Source organism: Bacillus pumilus, assembly GCF_003431975.1.
Taxonomy (GTDB): domain Bacteria; phylum Bacillota; class Bacilli; order Bacillales; family Bacillaceae; genus Bacillus; species Bacillus pumilus_N.
Genome location: NZ_CP027116.1, coordinates 3,597,037 through 3,616,049, shown reverse-complemented (window position 1 = coordinate 3,616,049; position 19,013 = coordinate 3,597,037). Strand labels below are relative to the sequence as shown.

21 protein-coding genes and 1 pseudogene are annotated in these 19,013 nt (G+C 41.2%); 18 read left to right on the top strand and 4 right to left on the bottom strand.

Going from position 1 to position 19,013, the window contains the following annotated elements; translation table 11 throughout:
* Positions 1-397 precede the first annotated feature (397 nt).
* From C5695_RS18760 to C5695_RS18730, 7 genes and pseudogenes are all read left to right on the top strand, one after another.
* Positions 398-1,933: a T7SS effector LXG polymorphic toxin gene (locus tag C5695_RS18760; protein WP_117732411.1), complete on the top strand. Its 1,536-nt coding sequence runs from the start codon at positions 398-400 to the stop codon at positions 1,931-1,933.
* A gap of 11 nt (positions 1,934-1,944) precedes the next feature.
* Positions 1,945-2,340 carry a CDI toxin immunity protein gene (locus C5695_RS18755; RefSeq protein ID WP_117732409.1) on the top strand — a complete coding sequence of 132 codons (396 nt, stop codon included), beginning with the start codon at positions 1,945-1,947 and terminating at the stop codon, positions 2,338-2,340.
* A gap of 166 nt (positions 2,341-2,506) precedes the next feature.
* Positions 2,507-3,244 (top strand): annotated as a pseudogene (locus C5695_RS18750) (pre-toxin TG domain-containing protein); the annotation flags it as partial.
* On the top strand, positions 3,244-3,684 hold the full coding sequence (locus C5695_RS18745; RefSeq protein ID WP_117732407.1) for an SMI1/KNR4 family protein: 441 nt from the start codon (positions 3,244-3,246) through the stop codon (positions 3,682-3,684). The pseudogene C5695_RS18750 and the gene C5695_RS18745, both read left to right, overlap by 1 nt.
* A 157-nt stretch (positions 3,685-3,841) precedes the next feature.
* Positions 3,842-4,234 (top strand): SMI1/KNR4 family protein, encoded by a 393-nt coding sequence (locus C5695_RS18740; protein WP_117732405.1) that lies wholly within the window; start codon positions 3,842-3,844, stop codon positions 4,232-4,234.
* 170 nt (positions 4,235-4,404) lie between these two features.
* Positions 4,405-5,250: an octanoyl-[GcvH]:protein N-octanoyltransferase gene (locus C5695_RS18735; RefSeq protein ID WP_117732403.1), complete on the top strand. Its 846-nt coding sequence runs from the start codon at positions 4,405-4,407 to the stop codon at positions 5,248-5,250.
* Positions 5,251-5,271: 21 nt separating this feature from the next.
* Positions 5,272-5,505 (top strand): DUF5970 family protein, encoded by a 234-nt coding sequence (locus C5695_RS18730; protein ID WP_117732401.1) that lies wholly within the window; start codon positions 5,272-5,274, stop codon positions 5,503-5,505.
* A gap of 34 nt (positions 5,506-5,539) precedes the next feature.
* Here C5695_RS18730 and C5695_RS18725 read toward each other — a convergent pair whose 3' ends face one another.
* A complete protein-coding gene (locus tag C5695_RS18725; protein WP_117732399.1) occupies positions 5,540-6,343 on the bottom strand; it encodes an RsfA family transcriptional regulator in 804 nt (267 codons plus the stop codon).
* 238 nt (positions 6,344-6,581) lie between these two features.
* Between C5695_RS18725 and C5695_RS18720 the strand changes: the two genes are divergently transcribed.
* From C5695_RS18720 to C5695_RS18705, 4 genes are all read left to right on the top strand, one after another.
* On the top strand, positions 6,582-6,803 hold the full coding sequence (locus C5695_RS18720) for a YuzB family protein (protein WP_003215259.1): 222 nt from the start codon (positions 6,582-6,584) through the stop codon (positions 6,801-6,803).
* Between the two features lie 169 nt (positions 6,804-6,972).
* The gene (locus C5695_RS18715) at positions 6,973-8,274 is read left to right on the top strand and encodes an HD domain-containing protein (RefSeq protein WP_117732397.1); all 1,302 of its coding nucleotides are present in this window, start codon (positions 6,973-6,975) and stop codon (positions 8,272-8,274) included.
* 30 nt (positions 8,275-8,304) lie between these two features.
* Positions 8,305-8,805, top strand: a complete 501-nt coding sequence (locus C5695_RS18710) for a YwgA family protein (protein ID WP_117732394.1) — start codon at positions 8,305-8,307, stop codon at positions 8,803-8,805.
* A gap of 224 nt (positions 8,806-9,029) precedes the next feature.
* Positions 9,030-9,842: a zinc-dependent metalloprotease gene (locus C5695_RS18705; protein WP_117732392.1), complete on the top strand. Its 813-nt coding sequence runs from the start codon at positions 9,030-9,032 to the stop codon at positions 9,840-9,842.
* Positions 9,843-9,892: 50 nt separating this feature from the next.
* Here C5695_RS18705 and C5695_RS18700 read toward each other — a convergent pair whose 3' ends face one another.
* Positions 9,893-10,078, bottom strand: a complete 186-nt coding sequence (locus C5695_RS18700) for a 2-hydroxymuconate tautomerase (RefSeq protein WP_012011601.1) — start codon at positions 10,076-10,078, stop codon at positions 9,893-9,895.
* A gap of 107 nt (positions 10,079-10,185) precedes the next feature.
* Here C5695_RS18700 and C5695_RS18695 point away from each other — a divergent pair, with 107 nt between their 5' ends.
* Positions 10,186-10,848 carry a site-2 protease family protein gene (locus tag C5695_RS18695; RefSeq protein ID WP_117732390.1) on the top strand — a complete coding sequence of 221 codons (663 nt, stop codon included), beginning with the start codon at positions 10,186-10,188 and terminating at the stop codon, positions 10,846-10,848.
* A 12-nt stretch (positions 10,849-10,860) separates the two neighbouring features.
* Positions 10,861-11,379 (top strand): YwhD family protein, encoded by a 519-nt coding sequence (locus C5695_RS18690; protein ID WP_117732388.1) that lies wholly within the window; start codon positions 10,861-10,863, stop codon positions 11,377-11,379.
* A 125-nt stretch (positions 11,380-11,504) separates the two neighbouring features.
* Here the strand turns inward: C5695_RS18690 and C5695_RS18685 are convergent, their stop codons facing one another.
* Positions 11,505-13,574 (bottom strand): transglycosylase domain-containing protein, encoded by a 2,070-nt coding sequence (locus tag C5695_RS18685; RefSeq protein ID WP_117732386.1) that lies wholly within the window; start codon positions 13,572-13,574, stop codon positions 11,505-11,507.
* A gap of 225 nt (positions 13,575-13,799) precedes the next feature.
* Between C5695_RS18685 and speE the strand changes: the two genes are divergently transcribed.
* The 5 genes from speE to argS all read left to right on the top strand — a co-directional run bounded on the left by speE (position 13,800) and on the right by argS (position 18,206).
* Positions 13,800-14,630: a spermidine synthase gene (gene speE, locus C5695_RS18680; RefSeq protein WP_012011597.1), complete on the top strand. Its 831-nt coding sequence runs from the start codon at positions 13,800-13,802 to the stop codon at positions 14,628-14,630.
* Between the two features lie 69 nt (positions 14,631-14,699).
* The gene (speB, locus tag C5695_RS18675; protein ID WP_117732384.1) at positions 14,700-15,572 is read left to right on the top strand and encodes an agmatinase; all 873 of its coding nucleotides are present in this window, start codon (positions 14,700-14,702) and stop codon (positions 15,570-15,572) included.
* 69 nt (positions 15,573-15,641) lie between these two features.
* Positions 15,642-15,989: a hypothetical protein gene (locus C5695_RS18670; RefSeq protein WP_117732383.1), complete on the top strand. Its 348-nt coding sequence runs from the start codon at positions 15,642-15,644 to the stop codon at positions 15,987-15,989.
* A gap of 124 nt (positions 15,990-16,113) precedes the next feature.
* Entirely contained in the window at positions 16,114-16,536 is a 423-nt protein-coding gene (locus C5695_RS18665) for a YwiB family protein (protein ID WP_117732380.1), read from the top strand.
* A complete protein-coding gene (gene argS, locus C5695_RS18660; RefSeq protein WP_117732379.1) occupies positions 16,533-18,206 on the top strand; it encodes an arginine--tRNA ligase in 1,674 nt (557 codons plus the stop codon). Before C5695_RS18665 ends, argS begins: the two co-directional genes overlap by 4 nt.
* A 50-nt stretch (positions 18,207-18,256) precedes the next feature.
* Here the strand turns inward: argS and C5695_RS18655 are convergent, their stop codons facing one another.
* Positions 18,257-18,577 (bottom strand): YolC/YozM family protein, encoded by a 321-nt coding sequence (locus tag C5695_RS18655; RefSeq protein ID WP_233230757.1) that lies wholly within the window; start codon positions 18,575-18,577, stop codon positions 18,257-18,259.
* Positions 18,578-19,013 lie beyond the last annotated feature (436 nt).

Genomic DNA, 19,013 nt, shown 5'->3' with positions numbered 1-19,013 from the left:
TTGGGTATCTGTTCAGAAGATTGAAGATGAAACTTTAATTTGGGCTGGAACTATAATCAGAGTTTTTAAAGAGGAAATAAATAAGGATAACATAGAAGGTAATTTCTATGATTACATCGTTTCTTTTATTTATGATAACAATGAATATTTACAATTAACCTGCCTAACTCAAGGGGAGGGTGGAAATATTGTTTGTATATTGCAAACAGAACCAAATTCTAATTATTCATTAGGTAAGGAATTGAAAAGAATGATGGATGATGGTACAAACTCTGTTTTTGTGAAATTTTCACCTGAATGTATCGTTAAGTAAACATCTAATATGAGCGGCGAACACCATGATCGAAACGGACAAGGCGCTTGCCTCCAGCAGTAAAAGAAAATAAAGGAGAACGCAATGAAAACCCTTGACGCCTTTGCGCTAATAAACGGAATTGACCAAACGCTGAATACATTAAAGCAGCAATCACAACAGATCAGCTCCATAGAAAAACAAATCCATCAGATCATCTCACTTGATGGCGCACTAAAGGGAGAGGCGGGACAAGCCATTCGCGCCTTTTATACAGAATGTCATATTCCCTTCCTGCAATTCTTTCAGGTCGTCATGGAGGAATACAGCACTGCGCTGAAAAACACAAAGCAGGCGCTTCATGCACTTGAATCAAATCAGCACGGCTTTATATCACAAGCATTTATTGAACACGAACTTGATCAAGGATTAAAAAAAGCTGAACGAACGATATCTGAGATTGTAACGGATGTGAACCATGCTATCGGTAGAATTGGTCATATTGTTCATTTGCCAAATGTAGACGAATCAGCTTTTCAGCAAAACTATCAAAAAGCATGGCTCGAGACCTCAAGAACCATTGGTCTGCTTCATTCATTTGACAGGGAGCAAACAAGTGCTTTACATGAAACAAAAAGCTCCCTTCAAACAATGAAGCAATACATAGGCACTTTGAGCACCATGTTCACTAGCCCAAAAATCAACATCACCACCTATCAAAAAGGATCTATTTTCAAAAATGACAAAGAAGAAAAAATAAGCAGTACTATCAGTGGATTAAATGACAAAATAGACAACCCAAAAGACAATCCGATGATGCTCATGCTGAAGAAACTGAGAGAGAAAGAACAGGCGAATGTGGAGACGGTTGTTCGGGAAAAGCCGTCTAGCACAATCAATCAAACGACCGTCACCTTAAATGGAAAAGTATATGATATCAATGAGTACAAAAAGATCAACTTCGAAAATGCCAAAACGGTTGAGGTCTTGCGAGACGGAATGCTGTATCGGTTACGAATATCTGAAAAGAACAAAGTAACGATTGAGAGCGTTAAACCGATTTCTGAAGTGAAAACAGGCGATCAACCCCAAAATATCTTAAATACAGCGGTCGAATTTACAGGAATAAACGACGCAATTCGAGCGATTACAGGAAGAGATCCAGTAACAGGTGATAAAGTCGCGGATATGGATCGTTTGGTATCAGGGGTGTACATGGTTCCAAGCGCTAACATTGTTAAAGTGGGGAAATATGTTTTTAAGATTATTAAAGGGGAGAAGGTAGCTAAGAGGGTTGAGAAGAGTGCAAAGGGTATTGGAAGAGGAGAACAAATATTAGATAAAGTTAAAACCTATGAACAAGCCAGAAATAAGACAGTAGACTTAGTTGGAGACCTAGGACCCAATGCACAACCATATACAGGTACGCTTAAGTCGAGTGCTGGGTATGGTAAAGTTGTTGGTAGGCAGTCTGCTGACGGAAAAGTAAGATGGAGATTAGATTATGATCCTAATAAGGGACCACATATAAATATTGAAGATTTTCGTAATGGTAAAGGAGCTAATGCAAAGAAAATCGCTATACCATTTGAAGGTAACGAAGGTACTTTTAAATCTTTATTAAAACACTTGAATAGATAAGGAGATTTTATATGAGTTTATTTGATGAATGCATTGAGGCACTTGGTGAGAATGTACACGTTTTATATGATAATAGTAGGGAGAAAATATTAAGCTATTTTGAAAGTTTATTTCCATTTTCTGATTGGGGGCAAATTGAATGGAATAATTTGTCTTCTTATGTTGAAGTGAATACGTTTGATGAGATACAATCCTTTTTAAATCAAAAAATGGATGAGTATAATGATGTTGTTTATGTAATTTGGGATGAAGGGACGTTACCAATTATTCAATCTACTTTAGATAAAGTTTTTGAAGCTATAGATGATGTTACTGCAGTCAGTTTTGATACATGGATTTTTTCACCATCTTCTGGGTATGTTATTGAAATATTTCATGATGGTGAAGTGAAAGTAGGATTAAAATAGAATTGATGAACTCTCAAAAATGAATTAATTTGGTTCTCTTTGAGGGTTTTTTTAATGTTCCTGTTGTGGATAACAAGCATATTTTCTTTACTAACCAATCCACCCCACTACAGCGGTTTTAATGCACTCTGTTGAATAACTTTCTTAGATCTATTTGAGGTGAACTAGATATCGTAAAGTAGACAAAATCCCAGAAAGCCGAAGCCGTGGTAACGCTAAACGCATATTAGACGGTGAAGTTGTCTCAACAACCGAAAACATCATCCTAGAATACAGCGGAATCTACGACGGTTATCGAGCCGTCACCGGCAAAGACCCCGAAACCAGCCAAAACATCAGCAGCACAGACCAAGCTCTGTCCGCAGCTTCTATTATCCCAATCACAAAAATAGTGAAGGTTGGGAAATATGTTTTTAGGTTGGATCAAGGGAAGAATGTGGTGAAGAGGGTTACTACTAGTACAGGAAGTAAGATAGATTCTGACACAATAAAAAAGTATGTTAGGGATATAGAAGGACGAACAGGCAGAGAATTACCTAAAAACCAAATAGATAATTTGAAAGCAGCATTAAGAAAAAAAGAGTATAACAAAATGTCACCCATAGAAACGGCTAAGCATCGGGCAAAATTTGATAGTATGAAAAATAAAGTAATCAAAGAGTGGGAAGTAAATACTGGACAAAAGTGGCCAATGTATAATGAAAATATTATTTCGGAAAAAACCGGTAAAGTAATTAGAAAAAAAGGAGATAAATATGATGCTCATCATATAATTGAAAATACTTTTGGAGGGGAGCACGAATGGTGGAATATGCATCCTGCAAAATTCCCTAACGAGCATCAAGCTGGTATACATGGAGCAGGTTCACCAGCAAATACATTATTTAAAGGAGTTAAAAAATAATGGGATATGAATTTATTAAGAAAAACGAAGAAAATAGTTTTTTTTTAGTAACTGAAAAAGAAATAATAGATGTCGAAAAGGAACTTGAATTAAAGTTTCCCAAAGAGTTAATCAATTTTTATATAGAGGTAGGTTATGGTTTTATTAAAGGGTCTGAGTTTAACATTAATCGTATTATGGATCCTTATTCTGTAAGAGACTTTCGATTAAGGGCTAATGATTTTGAATTCTATCCTGACATTGAAATCTATGATGAATTTGAGAATAATAAATTAATATTTTTTGAAGCAAATGAGACAGCTTTAATGTCAATTGAATTGAATGAAAAGGATAGAAGCGCAATATACTATTACGATGTACAAATCGCTAATTCTTTAGAGGAATTTTTAACTAAGATTCAAGAGAACGATAAATATTATCTAGATTTACTAGTAGACTAAGTTAAAAGCCTTTCAAGGTTTACTTTACCATCGATTAATATATGAGAATTGGACAAGGGGAAATTTATAAATTGAAATATAAGTGTGGAGTTAGTGACCTGTTAAGTAAAGATAAAGCAAAAATTTATAAACATAGCACTCATCTAGGAGGACTCAAATGGTCAATTCACCCCAAATTCCAGGCCTAATCATCAATAATCCAGAAACTGATATAAATATCCAAGAGGCAGAATCACAACTAAACATGATATTGCCTCATGCCTATAAGACCTTACTAAAACAAACAAATGGATATTCCATCGGCGGCAACCTACTTCTATACGGCACTGAGGACATAGTGGAACGCAATGCAACGTGGGAAGTCCATCAGTATGCAAGCGGCTATGTGGCGATTGGCGACGATGGTGGTGGACAAGTATTTCTCATGCGGCTGGTTGATGATGAGAAAAAGGTATGGCTTGTAGATGCTGGTGTAATGGACCCTCAGCATGCAGAGTTGGTCACTGAAGACTTGCTGGAGTGGGTGAGTGGGGGATGTATCGTTGAATGATCACAGCATTGAAATGCATGAATCATTGAAAAGTAAAACTGAATCATCCAACTGAACGCTCTGTGACGTCAAATGTCATGGAGCTTTTTTGATGATATCACTCAGGATTCTCCCTCCATTCATCCCATGTTATAATAAACACAGTTTATGAACGAGAGGATATGCAGGACATGAAAAATGAACCTATTGAGTTACTGACACAGCCGAAATGGCGAATCATAGATCAATCGAGCCTCGGTCTTTATGTGGACCCGAAGCAATCCTTTGCGATGGATGATACGCTTTGTGCGTCGGTCGGGAAGGGGCTCTCACCAGCGACAGCGCGTTCATGGGTACATCACAATACGATTGTGCTTGGGATTCAAGATACAAGACTTCCATTTCTGCAACATGGCGTGAAACTGCTTGAGGATGAGGGATATCGTGTCATTGTTCGCAATTCAGGCGGTCTTGCTGTGGTGCTGGATGAAGGTGTCTTGAATGTGTCTTTAATCTTTGCAGAACAAAAGAAGGGCATTGATATTGACCGCGGGTATGATGCGATGGTGGAATTGGTCCGCCGGATGCTGTCGATGTATGAGGTGGACATTGAAGCCTATGAAATTGTCGGCTCTTATTGTCCGGGCAGCTACGATTTAAGCATCAATGGAAAGAAATTTGCAGGCATTTCTCAGCGTAGATTACGCGGTGGGGTCGCTGTGCAAATTTATTTGTGTGCAGATGGAAGCGGGCGTGAACGTGCCGACTTGATCCGCCGTTTTTATGATGCCGCCTTAAAGGACAAACGACAAGACGTGAAGGCCGTGTTTCCTGATATACAGCCGGATACGATGGCGTCTTTATCAGAATTAACTGGAGAACCAATTGATTGTGCGCTCCTCATGCGTCTTTTACTAGAGGAGCTTCAAAAGCTCAGTAATCAGCTGACAGCGTCAGGATTGAACGCAGAAGAACAACTGGAATTTGAGAAAAACATGACACGGATGATTGAACGGAATGAAAAAGTGTTTTCTTAATAAAAGAAAGGAAGGATTCGGGTGAAATCCAAAAACGGTGGTTACCTCTATTTACTATGGCTTCCTACTATCATAGGAGCTGGCTACGGCATTTCGCTTTTGGTGCCGTTTCTTCAGCCTGTACTGACACTTGGTATCGCAGGTCTTTATATCTTTATATTCGGTGATTTTCAGGTGAGACAAGTCAGGTATATATTTATGTTCGTCTTTTTAATTAATGTCCTTTTTAGTGTCATGCTCTTTTTAGGCATTTAAAAAAGTGCTTCCCGCAGATGGGGAGCACTTTTTGTTATTCTGCCATTTTTTCGAGGTTGCCGTTCCGGTCCATTTTAAAGGTTGGTGCGGCACTGTCGTCCTCTTCAAACAAAACTAGTTTTCTTGCACGGTTCATGATTTTGACGAGTGTTTCATAATCTTCTTGAATGGTGAGCTGATCCTTTTCAAGCTTTTTCACTTCAGCTTCTAGCTGCGTGACTTTATGTGAAAGATCGCTGTTTTCTCGTTTTAATCGGCTGTTTTCCATACGTAAGGCAGAAGATTGCTGTCCATCGCCTTCATAGCGGCGCAAGAAATCAATGATATCTTCGATCGTTAAGTCCTGTTGCTGCCTAAAAGGACTAGCTGTTGGCTTATTTTCTGTCACATGAGAAGCTTGTGACAATAAATGTGATAAACTAGCTAACTCTTCATTGTAGCTTTGATCTACAAACTGAAGCTGTTCGGCTGTTTCAGATGCTGGTGCAAACGTTTCTTCCTGCGTTGGTTGTTCCAGCTCCTGTGAGAATTCCTCTTGCATGACTGTTTCTTCTACTTGCGGCTGATAGAGTAATCGTTTTTTTGCAGGCTGTCCATTGCCGAGTGCACGCATGCGTTGTTTGCGCTGCTTTTTGGCAAGGGCTAACGCTTTTTCATATTGATGCCTCACGACAGCATTCCATCTAAAACCGCATGCCGCTGAGGTACGATTCAGCTTGTCTCCTACTTCTTCAAACGCATTCAACTGTGTGCTGCCCTCTCTGACGTGCCGTAAGACGGTTTCCGCCAAAAGGAGATCATCTTCCTCTGACCAAGCATCTTGTCTTTGTTTTGACATGTTTAAACCCCCATATGATTTGATGGTATTAGATTAGCCAAGTTCGAGAAGGTTTATACAAGTTTGCTAAAAGGATAGTAGAAAATACTAGCTTTATGTGAGTCAGTATCATCAATTATATGCGTCTTGCAAGTCCAGCCTCTTCGATGTACAATGTTGGGTGGTATATTATTCACGATTGGTTGTACAACTGTTTCATATAGAATGAATTTTCATCATTGAAAGGAAGCGTAAGACCATGGCTAATGAGTTTCGCGTATGTGACGATTGTGATGCGACGAACCTAAAGACGTTGTTGCCTCGACTTAAATCGGTTGACCCTGATGCAAAAATTGAGATTGGCTGTCAATCCTATTGTGGTCCAGGCCGAAAAAAGGCTTTTGCGTTTGTGAACAATCGCCCATTATCCGCACCAACAGAAGATGAATTACTCGAAAAGGTTCAAAAAAAAGTCAAATAAATGTCACTGAATGTGTTCAGTCGACCTAAAAAGAGGTCCGTCCCTGTCAGGTCGGGCTTTTTACGTCCGTGCAACCTTTGAGAACACATTCACCAGCAAATTCAAGGATGTTTTCGGGAAAAGTTACCCGATATAATAGAAACACGTCTTAAAAAAGAGGGACGAAACGATGGCGTATCCAAAAGGGAAATTATCTGAAGAAAAGGTATTTAAAGATCCTGTGCACCGTTATGTTCACGTACGGGACGCATTAATATGGGATTTAATAGGAACAAGAGAATTTCAGCGCCTGCGACGAATTAAACAGCTAGGAACCACTTATTTGACGTTTCATGGTGCAGAACACAGCCGATTCAATCATTCACTCGGTGTATACGAGATTGTGAGACGAATTGTAGATGATGTGTTTAAAGGGAGACCTGAATGGGACGAAGGGGAGCGTGAGCTTGTACTTAGTGCCGCCCTGCTTCATGACCTCGGACATGGCCCATTTTCTCATTCGTTTGAAAAGGTCTTTCATCTAGATCATGAATCGTTTACAAGAGATATTATTTTAGGGAAAACGGAAGTCAATGATGTGCTTCGCCGGGTCAGTGATGATTTTCCGAAGCATGTGGCGGAAGTCATTGCCAAGACGTATCAAAACAAACAGGTGGTCAGTTTGATCTCAAGTCAAATTGATGCCGACCGCATGGACTATTTACAGCGTGATGCCTATTATACAGGCGTCAGTTATGGTCATTTTGATATGGAGCGTATTTTGCGCGTGATGCGTCCGAGAGAAGATCAGATTGTGATGAAGCAGAGCGGGATGCATGCGGTCGAGGATTATATTATGAGCCGCTATCAAATGTACTGGCAAGTCTATTTCCACCCAGTGACACGCAGTGCGGAAGTCATTTTAACGAAAATCCTTCATCGTGCAAAAGAGCTGCATGAAACGGGCTATATTTTTACACATGCCCCTGTTCATTTTTATTCGATTTTTGAGGGGAATGTCACCACAGAGGACTATTTTAAACTGGATGAATCCATTGTCTTATTTTATTTTCAGGCGTGGGAAGATGAAGAAGATCACGTGCTGGCTGATTTGTGCCGCCGTTTTATGAACCGCCGATTGTTCCAATATACAGAGTTTAATCCAAATGAAGAAATGACGAAATATTTCAAGCTGACCGCCTTGTTCAAGGAGGCAGGCATTGATCCTGACTATTATTTAGTGGTCGACTCTTCGTCTGATTTGCCCTATGACTTCTACAGACCAGGGGAGGAAGAGGAGAGACTGCCGATCCACCTTTTGACGCAAAGCGGTCATATTAAAGAGCTGTCGAGACAGTCAGATATTGTTGACGCCATTTCCGGTAAACGAAGAACCGATCATAAACTTTATTTCCCGATGGACTTAATTGTAGATATGTCGGAAAAAGCTGAAGAAAAGAAGGCGATCATGAAGCTGCTTGGATTGGGATAAGGAAGTACTGAAAAAGGAGATGTCGGGAATTTGTTGAAAGAGCATGCAAAGTTGATGAAGGTATTCTCTGAATCCGGGGAAATCGTTGGACGGAAGAAGCTGCAAAAGATGATTTACATAGCAAAAAAGCTAGATTTGCCTTTTTACGAGAAATACGATTTTCATTTTTATGGCCCCTATTCAGAGGAGTTGACGCTCAGAATTGAAGAGCTGTGCAACCTTGGATTCTTGGACGAAATGAAGGAAAAAAAGGGCGGATACTATCAATATCGTTATTCGCTGACGGACAATGGGAAAGAGTTTCTCGATCAATGTGAAGTGGACATGCCTGACCTCAAAGGGCTGACGGAGCAGATGAATGAGCAATCGTCTCGCTTTCTAGAGCTCGTCTCCACGATATTATACTTTGATGATCTGCCAGAAGATGAGGTGAAGGAAAAGGTCTTCACCATTAAAAGCAAGCAGCGCTACACGGACGAAGAATTTGAGGCTGCACTAGCTTATATTGATCAATTGAAGGAATTGAACTAGTTTCGCAAAAGCCCAATGTTTTGGGCTTTTTTTGTTTTGTAAGACCCAGACCAAATGCGCTATTTTTCGATGAAATGTGTACCGAAATATCCGGAAAATTAGTGAATATGACGTGTTTCGACTTTCTTCCTGTGTATCCAATTCCCTGTTTTTGACTGAATAGAAGGAAAATAGTGAATTTTCAGTGAATATATAACCTTGTGAAAATCAAAGGAGGGATAGGAATGAAAAAGCGTTCAGTCTTTTTGTCATTTTTATTGGTAGGTAGTTTGTTACCGGGAGTAAGTTCAGCTTCAGCACCAGTAGCGAGTGCGGGTCATGGGCATGATCATGATCATGCGCCGTTCGAAACCCATATTAGTGATGGGTTGCCAAAGGCAAACAGTTTTAAAGATTTGGCGACAGCACCTCCAATTGAGCGAGATGTGACAACAAAGGTATTAGATGAGTCTGGTCAGCAAGTAGGCTCTAGAACCTTTAAGGCGAATACAGGAGATTCTATTTCAACAAAGGCAAGTACAGGCAGTCAGAAAGTAACGGTCTATGCTGTGGCTGATGCACAGTATCGTGCGAAATATAGTGACTGGCAAACGCGGATTGTCAGCATCATTGAGCAAGCGGATGTGACGTTTAATCGTGATCATGATGTGGACTTTGTCGTACAAGCAGTAGGATCTTGGACGTCTTCTGGATCTAATGCAGAGCAAATTTTATCTAACCTTTCACGCAGCTTTGATGGCAGAGGGTATGATTTTGTTACAGGATTTACAGCGAATCCAAACTTTGACGCTGGCGGAATCGCATATGTATACAATAGTGCACCGCGCGGAAGTGCATTCGCTGTCAACCTTGACCAAGGAACAGCGAATACAGCAAAAGCGGCTACGCATGAATATGGTCATAACTTTGGCTTACCGCACGATCCTCAAGGCAGCGGCATTGTCTGCTTAATGAACTATGATTATTCCTACACAGTTGATTTCTTTGATCCGGCTCATAAAAATCAAGTGAACCGCAACAAAGCGTGGTACCGATAGAATAAGAGACAAAAGGACAAACACCTTATGTGCTTGTCCTTTTTTTATGCTTACAGGTCGCTGATGCGCTTTCCTGCTACGGCATAGTGTTCTTTTTTCATTTCTTCAATAATAACAGAGACTTTTTCTGCACCTGCGCCTGTTGTTTCAACAACAGCATCAGTGACTTTCTCTACAAGAGCTCTTTTCTGCTCGTCTGTTCTTCCTTCAAGCATTTGTACGGTGACAATCGGCATGGCGAAAACCTCCTTTTTCCTTTAATGCTACGCTTCCCTTTAGTTTAAGGGACTTCTTATAGTATACTGAATGAAGTAAATCATTGTATAGAAAGAAAGAGGGATTCATGCCTTTGAACCAATTTCTTGTGTATCCATTAGAACTGATTCCATATGTCGCCATTACGCTTGTTGTTGCATTTACGATGCACGAGCTGGCGCATGCATATGTTGCGTATCGTTTCGGAGACCCGACAGCGAAGAACCAAGGGAGACTCACATTAAATCCACTGAAGCATCTCGATGTATTTGGGACGATTTTGATCTTTGTCGCCGGGTTTGGCTGGGCGAGACCTGTACCGGTGAATCGATACCATTTTAAAAACCCGCGCTTAGCAGGAATCTGCGTCTCGATTGCTGGTCCTTTAAGTAACTTGGTGTTGGCGTTTCTAGGCTGTTTCGTGTACGTGCTTCTTCAGAAATTTGGCGGGGAGTCGCTCATGCGCTTTGAGCCTGGAGTGGATTATTTCTTCCGAATCTTTATAAACTTGAACGTCATTTTGTTCCTATTTAACCTATTGCCAATTCCGCCGCTGGATGGGTATCGTATTATTGAGGACGTCGTCAGTCCCCGTATCCGGGCGAAAATGACGCAATTCGAACAATATGGGATCATTATTTTTCTCATATTTGTGATCACACCGCTAGGACAGTTTGTTTTTGGTCCATTGATTGGAATGCGGGATCAAATCATATACTGGTTTAATCTTATTTTGAAGCCGCTGCTTTAGGAGGTTTAATGAATGGAAGGTAAAAAAAAGAAACCAATTGGTTTTAATATCATTAAAAAAACAGACGCAACCGACGGACACGGAGGATTTGGAGCGGGTGCACTCAGCCTAGATAACATTTCGCCAGTGATTATTGACGTAGAGGAAAAGGAAGCTGTCATTGATATTGGTGCGATGCATGCAAGAAGTGCCGTGGAAAAAGGAATTAAATTCTTGAAAAGCAAAGAAGAGGTACCGAACGGAAAGCCGTATTGGCTCGTATGGGTGACCATTGACCGCAGAGAAATAGGCCCTTATTATGCGGGTGTGACGGCTTGTGAAATGACCGTCGACCGTTCAATCCGCCGCGGGTATAAATCGCTTCCAGAGCATGTGAATTTAATGGATAAATCGATGAAGCGAAAAATTGTTGTCAGTCATATGGATGACATATCGAAAAAGGTGCTTGCGGACTTCTTGAAGGGTCATAATGAAGCACTATGGGAAGCATCCACAGATGAATTAAAAGAAGGATTGGCTGTCCCTGAATAATTGTGAAATTTTTGTGAAGAATGGAGAATTGCTACCAATTCCAGCTGATTTTTGAGTAAACTGGTGTTAAAGCTAGGACATGGAGAATCCCGAGATGCAGATCTCGGGTTTTTTCATGTCCTTTTTTAACGTTTCAGCCACTTTTCCCACCATTTCTTTGGCCTTTGGTCTTGAACCGGATCTTGTTCAGATGATTTCTCCGCAGCGCCGTAGCAGACACCTGTCGGCTCCGTTCCTTCTACAAAATAGGTGAATACCTTTGATTCGCATCCTGGACCCGCAAGATCACCGGTTTTTGGATTGATATACACACCTTTTACACCGTCTGGCGGCATGAAGGAGGAGGCTGGCTGATTTGATAGGGCTGATTCCATAAAGGATGCCCATATCTTTTTTGCATAAGCTGTTTCTTCGACGGAGTCAATGGTGCGCCCTTTATCATAGCCCGTCCACACACCTGCGACAAGCTGGGGAGAGAAGCCAATCATCCAGCTGTCGGCTCCTGTCGTCCCTGATTTTCCTCCGTATGTTCGCGTGAGATCCTTCATAATGGTGCGGCCAGTGACGCTCGTATAGCCGTTTAATTGATCATTGAACATTCCTGACATCATGTCAGTGGTGACAAACGCTGCTTTTTCATCTAAAATTTGCTCTCGTTTTTGTTTTTCTTCAAATAGCACGTTGCCTTTTGCATCCGTTACTTTCGTAATAAAGGTTGGTTTGACTTGTTTTCCGCCATTGACAAGCATGGCGTAAGCGTTGGTCATTTCAATTGGTTTGACAGGAGACGTGCCTAGGGCAAGTGATGGCACTTGGTCTAGTTTCTCGTTGATACCAAATGTCTTGCCGGCTGTTACAAGCTGCTCCATTCCTAAAAATAGATGGGTTTTCACGGCATAAATGTTATCAGACAGCGCCAGGGCTTGAAGCATCGTAATACCGTCATTGGCGTAATAGCCATGATAATTGCTTGGTGAATAAGCAGCACCGCTTCCTTGATCACCGAGCTCAAAAACCGTTTCTTCACTGCGCATGACGGTTGCTGGTGTGAACCCATTTTGCAAGGCAATGTAATAGAGAAGAGGCTTCATGGTTGAGCCGGGCTGTCTTTTCGCTTGTGTGACCCGATTGAATGGGCTTTTCTCATAATCTCTTCCCCCGATGAGGGCGAGTACATGCCCTGTTTGGGGATGGATAGCGGTAAAGCCGATTTGAATGTCTGATGCTGAATTCATTGTGCTTTTTAACGTCTTCTCGGCAATTTTCTGTAATTCTGGATTTAGGGTCGTTTGGATATGAAGTCCATAGGTTTCAATCTGCTCCTCTGTTAACCCTAGGCTTTGTTTCAGCTCTCGAATCACATCATCATAAAAATACGGGGCTTGCTTTGCTTGCAGCTGTTTTTGCTGCAAAGGGCGGTAGGACAATTTTTCTTTCTCGGCTTCATCGGCTGCCTCTTTCGTAATCATTCCGTCCTCTTGCATTTGTCTCAGAATCATATTCTTTCTAGCGCTGGCTTTCTCTTCATTCACATAAGGTGAATAGAGAGAAGGGCCCTTCGGGATACCGGCAAGAAGGGCAGATTCGGCGAGGGTCAAATTCTTCGCTTTTTTCCCGAAATACAGGCGGGACGCCGCTTCCACCCCGTATGCTCCGTGACCATAGTATATGGTGTTCAAGTATCCTTCTAAAATCTCATCTTTTGTATAGTTTTGCTCTAAACGGATCGTGTAAAAGGCTTCATTCCACTTCCGCTTCCACGTTTTATCATGATCTAAATACAGATTTCGTGCATATTGCTGGGTGATCGTGCTGGCGCCTTGTACCTTTGCCATGGCACGAATATCAGCTACTGCAGCACCCGCCATCCGTTTGATATCAAAGCCATGATGTTCATAAAAGGTTTTATCCTCCACAGCTACAGCCGCCTGACTGATATGAGGGGACATGTCCTTTAATGGCACCCAATATCTCTTTTCTCCAAAGCTGGATTCTCCAAGCTTTGAACCATCTGCTGCATAAATCGTCGTAGATTGGGGAACTTGAACAGAAGGGGCGCCTTGCCATTTGGCTATTAAAAGAATCGTCAAAAAGACAGTGCCTGCAAATAGAAAAGCGAGCAAGCCGATAAAAAAACAGGCTCGAATCGTTTTCACGGTCATGCGGATTTTTTTATTACTCATGATTGTGTCCATGCAAAGCCCCCATTTTGACGGTTTTTTATCAGTATGGAACAAAGAAAACCGTTTTAAACAAACGATTACGAGAGCATGCTTAAAAATCGAAGAGAACTCATGCGGTTCTTTACAATTTGATATGAATCCACTATACTTTTTTCTTGGACAATCGATATAGTCATAGCCGATAAAAGGCGCTAACAATAGATGTTTGTTTATTATTGGATGAGAGGAAGATGGACAATGAGCGAACTTTGGTATACAGAGAAGCAAACGAAGAATTTTGGTATTACATTGAAGGTGAACAAAACCCTTCACACAGAACAAACAGATTTTCAGCATTTAGAAATGGTGGAAACAGAAGAGTTTGGCAATATGCTGTTTTTAGACGGTATGGTGATGACATCTGAGAAAGATGAGTTTGTATACCATGAAATGGTGGCACATGTTCCTCTTTTCACTCATCCAAACCCGGAAAATGTACTTGTCGTAGGCGGAGGAGACGGCGGTGTCATTCGTGAAATCCTGAAGCATCCAAGTGTGAAAAAAGCGACACTTGTTGATATTGATGGCAAAGTCATCGAATACTCGAAGAAATTCCTTCCTTCGATTGCTGGAAAATTAGATGATCCTCGTGTAGATGTCAAAGTCGGAGACGGCTTTATGCACATTGCCGAAGCTGACAATGAGTATGATGTCATCATGGTGGATTCAACTGAACCAGTAGGCCCAGCTGTGAACCTGTTTTCTAAAGGATTTTACGCAGGCATTTCAAAAGCACTTAAAGAAGACGGTATTTTCGTGGCACAAACGGACAACCCTTGGTTCACACCTGAGTTGATTACAAATGTTCAGCGTGATGTAAAAGAGATTTTCCCAATCACGAAGCTTTACACAGCAAATATTCCAACGTATCCAAGTGGTCTTTGGACATTTACTATCGGTTCTAAAAAATATGATCCACTTGCTGTTGAAGACAGCCGTTTCTTTGATATTGAAACGAAATATTACACAAAAGAATTGCACAAAGCGGCATTCGTTCTGCCGAAATTTGTGAGCGACTTAATCAAATAAATCAAGCGAAATGGACATGCGCAAATGACAGTTTGCGCATTTTTTGAAGCGTAAAAGGAGGAATCTTGCATGAGATTCGACGAGGCTTATTCAGGAAAAGTGTTTATTGGAAGTCATCCGACATGGGAAGATGCAAAGGTCATTTTATACGGGATGCCGATGGATTGGACCGTTAGTTACCGGCCCGGCTCACGTTTTGGCCCGAATCGAATTCGTGAGGTTTCAATTGGCTTAGAGGAGTACAGCCCTTATTTAGATCGTGAGCTGCACGAGGTACCATTCTTTGATGCCGGTGACATTCCACTTCCTTTTGGAAATGCACAGAAAAGCTTAGACTTAATTGAAGAGTATGTCGACAGCATTTTAGAAAAAGGGAAGTTTCCATTAGGAATGGGAGGCGAGCATCTTGTGTCTTGGCCTGTTTTCCGCGCGATGCATAAGAAATATCCTGATTTGGCGATTATCCATATGGACGCACATACGGATCTTCGTGAGGAATACGAGGGTGAGCCGCTGTCTCATTCAACACCAATTCGTAAAGTGGCAGGACTCATTGGACCTGAAAATGTATTCTCTTTTGGGATTCGTTCTGGGATGAAGGAAGAATTTGAATGGGCAAAAGAAGCGGGCATGCACATTTCTACATTTGAAGTGCTGGAGCCGTTGAAGAAAGTATTGCCAAAGCTGAAAGGGCGACCAGTTTATGTCACAATCGACATTGATGTACTCGACCCGGCTCATGCACCTGGTACAGGCACGGTGGATGCTGGCGGTATTACATCAAAAGAGCTGCTTGCTTCCATTCATGCGATTGCAGGTTCTGATGTGCAAGTAGTTGGTGCAGACCTTGTAGAGGTAGCACCTGTATACGATCATTCCGACCAAACTGCGAATACAGCTAGTAAGCTTTTACGTGAAATGCTGCTTGGGTTTGTGAAATAATACCTTGATAAAGGGCTTGTCATCTCATGTAGACAAGCTCTTTTTTTTACATGGAAAAGGAGGCAGTTCATGTTTTCTTCTATATTGATGGTGCTTCTCGCTTTATGTATGTTAGCGGCAGGCATTCTTACATTAAAACGAGAACTCACAGCAGATCCGCCTGTTTTTACTTCGGAAAAGGAAGCAAAGGAAGAGATGTTGGGGCTGTTTCAGGATCGAGGCTTTTTCTATCTGACGGCCATTGCGTTATTCATGCAGGTGGTATGTAAGCAGGCAAATATCGCACCATTTGATTTTTTTCAGGCATTTTTGGCAAGTTCAGGCGTGCAAGCTCTTTTTTATTTAATGAAAAGAAAAGACTTGGGCGTAAAGACTGGACTCGTCGTATTGGTCAGTTTCATATTTCTTTTTTTCTAAAGGGATGGCGGAAGAAGAAAAACGAAGTTTAAACGTAGAGAAGAAGAGAAATGATGGGATGATAGGCGATCATGAATATGGTATACTATTTTAGTTAAACGGGTCTTAGCAAAGGAAGTGCAAAATGACACAAAACCAAATTTCAATTCATGTAAAGTCAGTGATGAAACCAGAGACGGAGCCGGCAGAAACGATCGAATTCCGCACAACTGGAACGTATCAAGAAAAGAATGACAAAACGTATCTCACTTACCATGAAGAACATGAAATGGGTCAAGTAAAAACCGTTGTGAAAATGAGTGAAAAAGAAATATTTGTCATGAGATCAGGGGCTATTCAAATGAAGCAGCGCTTTCTCATTGGAGAAACGACCGTTACACATTACACGATGCCATTCGGTACACTACAGCTTGATGTACACACACATGGCATTGATCTCGATGTGGACAAGGGACTGCTACACATTACGTACGATATGCTGACAGGGGAAGGTCAAAAGCATTTACATACATTATCGATTTCGTATAAGGAGGATTTACGTTCATGAATATCGCAGAACAGGTCAAAGATGCGTTAAAAGAAGAAATTATTGCGGCAGTCGTCAAAGCAGGACTTGCTGATGAAAGCCAGGTATCAGATGTCCTTTTAGAAGTGCCGAAAGACAAAACTCACGGTGATTATTCCACCAACATGGCAATGCAGCTTGCCCGCATTGCGAAAAAAGCACCTCGTCAAATCGCAGAGGACATTGTCAATGCGTTTGATAAAGGGAAAGCTTCTATTGAAAAAATGGATATCGCAGGTCCAGGTTTCATTAACTTTTATATGAACAATCAGTATTTAACAAAGCTCATCCCAGCTGTCCTTGAAGCAAAAGAGGCTTATGGTGAAACGAATACAGGCGGCGGCCAAAAGGTGCAAGTCGAATTCGTCTCAGCCAACCCAACAGGTGACCTTCACCTTGGACATGCCCGCGGAGCAGCTGTAGGTGATTCTCTTTGCAACATCCTTGATAAAGCAGGGTTCGACGTGAGCCGTGAATACTATATCAACGATGCAGGCAATCAGATCAATAACCTCGCTTTATCTGTAGAAGTACGTTACTTTGAGGCGCTCGGTCTTGAAAAAGAGATGCCTGAAGACGGCTATAGAGGAGAAGACATCAAAGGCATCGGGCAAAAGCTTGCGGATGAATTTGGTGACCGTTTCGTGCATGAGGCGGAAGAAGAGCGCATGAAGTTCTTCCGTGAATACGGATTGAAATACGAATTAGAGAAATTACGTGTAGACCTTGAGAATTTCCGTGTGCCATTTGATGTATGGTATTCAGAAACTTCTTTATATGAAAACGGAAAAATCGAACCAGCACTACAAACCCTTCGTGAAAAAGGCTATGTATTTGAAGAAGACGGCGCAACGTGGCTGCGTTCAACTGATTTTGGCGACGACAAGGACCGCGTGCTGATTAAAAATGACGGCAGCTTCACTTACTTGCTTCCAGATATCGCATATCATAAAGATAAGCTAGACAGAGGCTTTGATCAACTCATTAACATTTGGGGAGCGGACCATCATGGCTATATCCCTCGAATGAAGGCGGCGATCCAAGCACTTGGATATCCTGCTGGCAAGCTTGAAGTAGAAATCATTCAGCTCGTTCATCTTTACAAAAACGGTGAAAAGATGAAAATGAGTAAGCGTACAGGAAAAGCCGTCACCATGCGTGACCTGATTGAAGAAGTAGGCTTAGATGCCACGCGTTATTTCTTTGCGATGAGAAGTGCGGCGACACATATGGACTTTGACCTAGACCTAGCGATTTCTACGTCTAACGAAAACCCTGTGTACTACGCACAATATGCCCATGCAAGAATTTGCAGCATGCTGCGTCAAGGTGAAGAAAAAGGCTACGAGCCAAACCTTGAAAAAGCAGATTTCTCTCACATTCAATCGGAAAAAGAATACGATCTTCTCAAAATCATTGGCAGCTTCCCAGAAGTTGTAGCAGAAGCAGCTGAAAAGCGTATTCCGCACCGTGTGACGAACTATATTTATGACCTTGCATCAGCCTTTCACAGCTTCTACAATGCCGAAAAGGTCATTGATGTAGAAAACGAAACAAAAACAACAGCACGTCTATCGCTCATGAAAGCGACACAAATTACGCTGGCGAATGCATTAAAACTAATTGGTGTATCGGCACCGGAAAAGATGTAATTATACGAAAAACCCACTGTAAACAAGAGTGGGTTTTTTGTTTGTATTTTTCATCGTTCATCTGTTAGATCACTTTTATGTCTCTGGAAAATCTCAATTTCGTAATCCTTTAATGCTTGTTTAGGAAGTTGCTTTTCTAATGCAGATTGCAAACCTGCTATATCTTTTGAAGTATCGATGCCAATGGAAATTGTGGGCTCTGTCTTGATAATCTGATAGTTAAACAATTTATGCTCTTCCCATAATGAGTCCAATACGTGGATGACCTTATCATCTAATTCCTCTTCAGAAAGGGTGAGAGTTTTTGAAGTGAAGCTTAATCCAATCATACAAAGAGTAATAAAAAACAAACCAATCAGACGTTTAATCATTATATCTCCTTTATATAGTTAATATATTCCTTAAATAGATCATAACATCCAATTGGGTTTGTAGAAACAAGTTCATAAAGGGTTTTTTGACTTGATGATAATCAAGCAAGGTTCCTAATTTAAATTGCTCTATTCAGAATCTGTTAAATAAAAACATCCGCTATCTACTAGAGACAGCGGATGTTGAACATTACCCAAGTGTATTAATAATGTTAGAAATAGAATCAAATAATTGGCTAAGTACATCAGAGAACATAGTTTGTATCCTCCCTTCAAAAAGCATGTAGTATGTGTGTCGTTAAATGGGATTACCCAAGCGTATTAATAATGTTAGAGATAGAATCGAATAATTGGCTAAGTACATCAGAGAACATAGTTTGTATCCTCCCTTCAAAAAGCATGTAGTATGTGTGTCGTTAAATGGGATTACCCAAGC

Excerpts from the sequence above, each read along its gene's own strand:
- C5695_RS18760 (WP_117732411.1), top strand. The coding sequence starts at position 398 with ATGAAAACCCTTGACGCCTTTGCGCTAATAAACGGAATTGACCAAACG.
- C5695_RS18755 (WP_117732409.1), top strand. The coding sequence starts at position 1,945 with ATGAGTTTATTTGATGAATGCATTGAGGCACTTGGTGAGAATGTACAC.
- C5695_RS18745 (WP_117732407.1), top strand. The coding sequence starts at position 3,244 with ATGGGATATGAATTTATTAAGAAAAACGAAGAAAATAGTTTTTTTTTA.
- C5695_RS18740 (WP_117732405.1), top strand. The coding sequence starts at position 3,842 with ATGGTCAATTCACCCCAAATTCCAGGCCTAATCATCAATAATCCAGAA.
- C5695_RS18735 (WP_117732403.1), top strand. The coding sequence starts at position 4,405 with ATGAAAAATGAACCTATTGAGTTACTGACACAGCCGAAATGGCGAATC.
- C5695_RS18725 (WP_117732399.1), bottom strand. The coding sequence starts at position 6,343 with ATGTCAAAACAAAGACAAGATGCTTGGTCAGAGGAAGATGATCTCCTT.
- C5695_RS18720 (WP_003215259.1), top strand. The coding sequence starts at position 6,582 with ATGGCTAATGAGTTTCGCGTATGTGACGATTGTGATGCGACGAACCTA.
- C5695_RS18715 (WP_117732397.1), top strand. The coding sequence starts at position 6,973 with ATGGCGTATCCAAAAGGGAAATTATCTGAAGAAAAGGTATTTAAAGAT.
- C5695_RS18705 (WP_117732392.1), top strand. The coding sequence starts at position 9,030 with ATGAAAAAGCGTTCAGTCTTTTTGTCATTTTTATTGGTAGGTAGTTTG.
- C5695_RS18700 (WP_012011601.1), bottom strand. The coding sequence starts at position 10,078 with ATGCCGATTGTCACCGTACAAATGCTTGAAGGAAGAACAGACGAGCAG.
- C5695_RS18695 (WP_117732390.1), top strand. The coding sequence starts at position 10,186 with ATGCCTTTGAACCAATTTCTTGTGTATCCATTAGAACTGATTCCATAT.
- C5695_RS18690 (WP_117732388.1), top strand. The coding sequence starts at position 10,861 with ATGGAAGGTAAAAAAAAGAAACCAATTGGTTTTAATATCATTAAAAAA.
- C5695_RS18685 (WP_117732386.1), bottom strand. The coding sequence starts at position 13,574 with ATGGACACAATCATGAGTAATAAAAAAATCCGCATGACCGTGAAAACG.
- speE (WP_012011597.1), top strand. The coding sequence starts at position 13,800 with ATGAGCGAACTTTGGTATACAGAGAAGCAAACGAAGAATTTTGGTATT.
- speB (WP_117732384.1), top strand. The coding sequence starts at position 14,700 with ATGAGATTCGACGAGGCTTATTCAGGAAAAGTGTTTATTGGAAGTCAT.
- C5695_RS18670 (WP_117732383.1), top strand. The coding sequence starts at position 15,642 with ATGTTTTCTTCTATATTGATGGTGCTTCTCGCTTTATGTATGTTAGCG.
- C5695_RS18665 (WP_117732380.1), top strand. The coding sequence starts at position 16,114 with ATGACACAAAACCAAATTTCAATTCATGTAAAGTCAGTGATGAAACCA.
- argS (WP_117732379.1), top strand. The coding sequence starts at position 16,533 with ATGAATATCGCAGAACAGGTCAAAGATGCGTTAAAAGAAGAAATTATT.
- C5695_RS18655 (WP_233230757.1), bottom strand. The coding sequence starts at position 18,577 with ATGATTAAACGTCTGATTGGTTTGTTTTTTATTACTCTTTGTATGATT.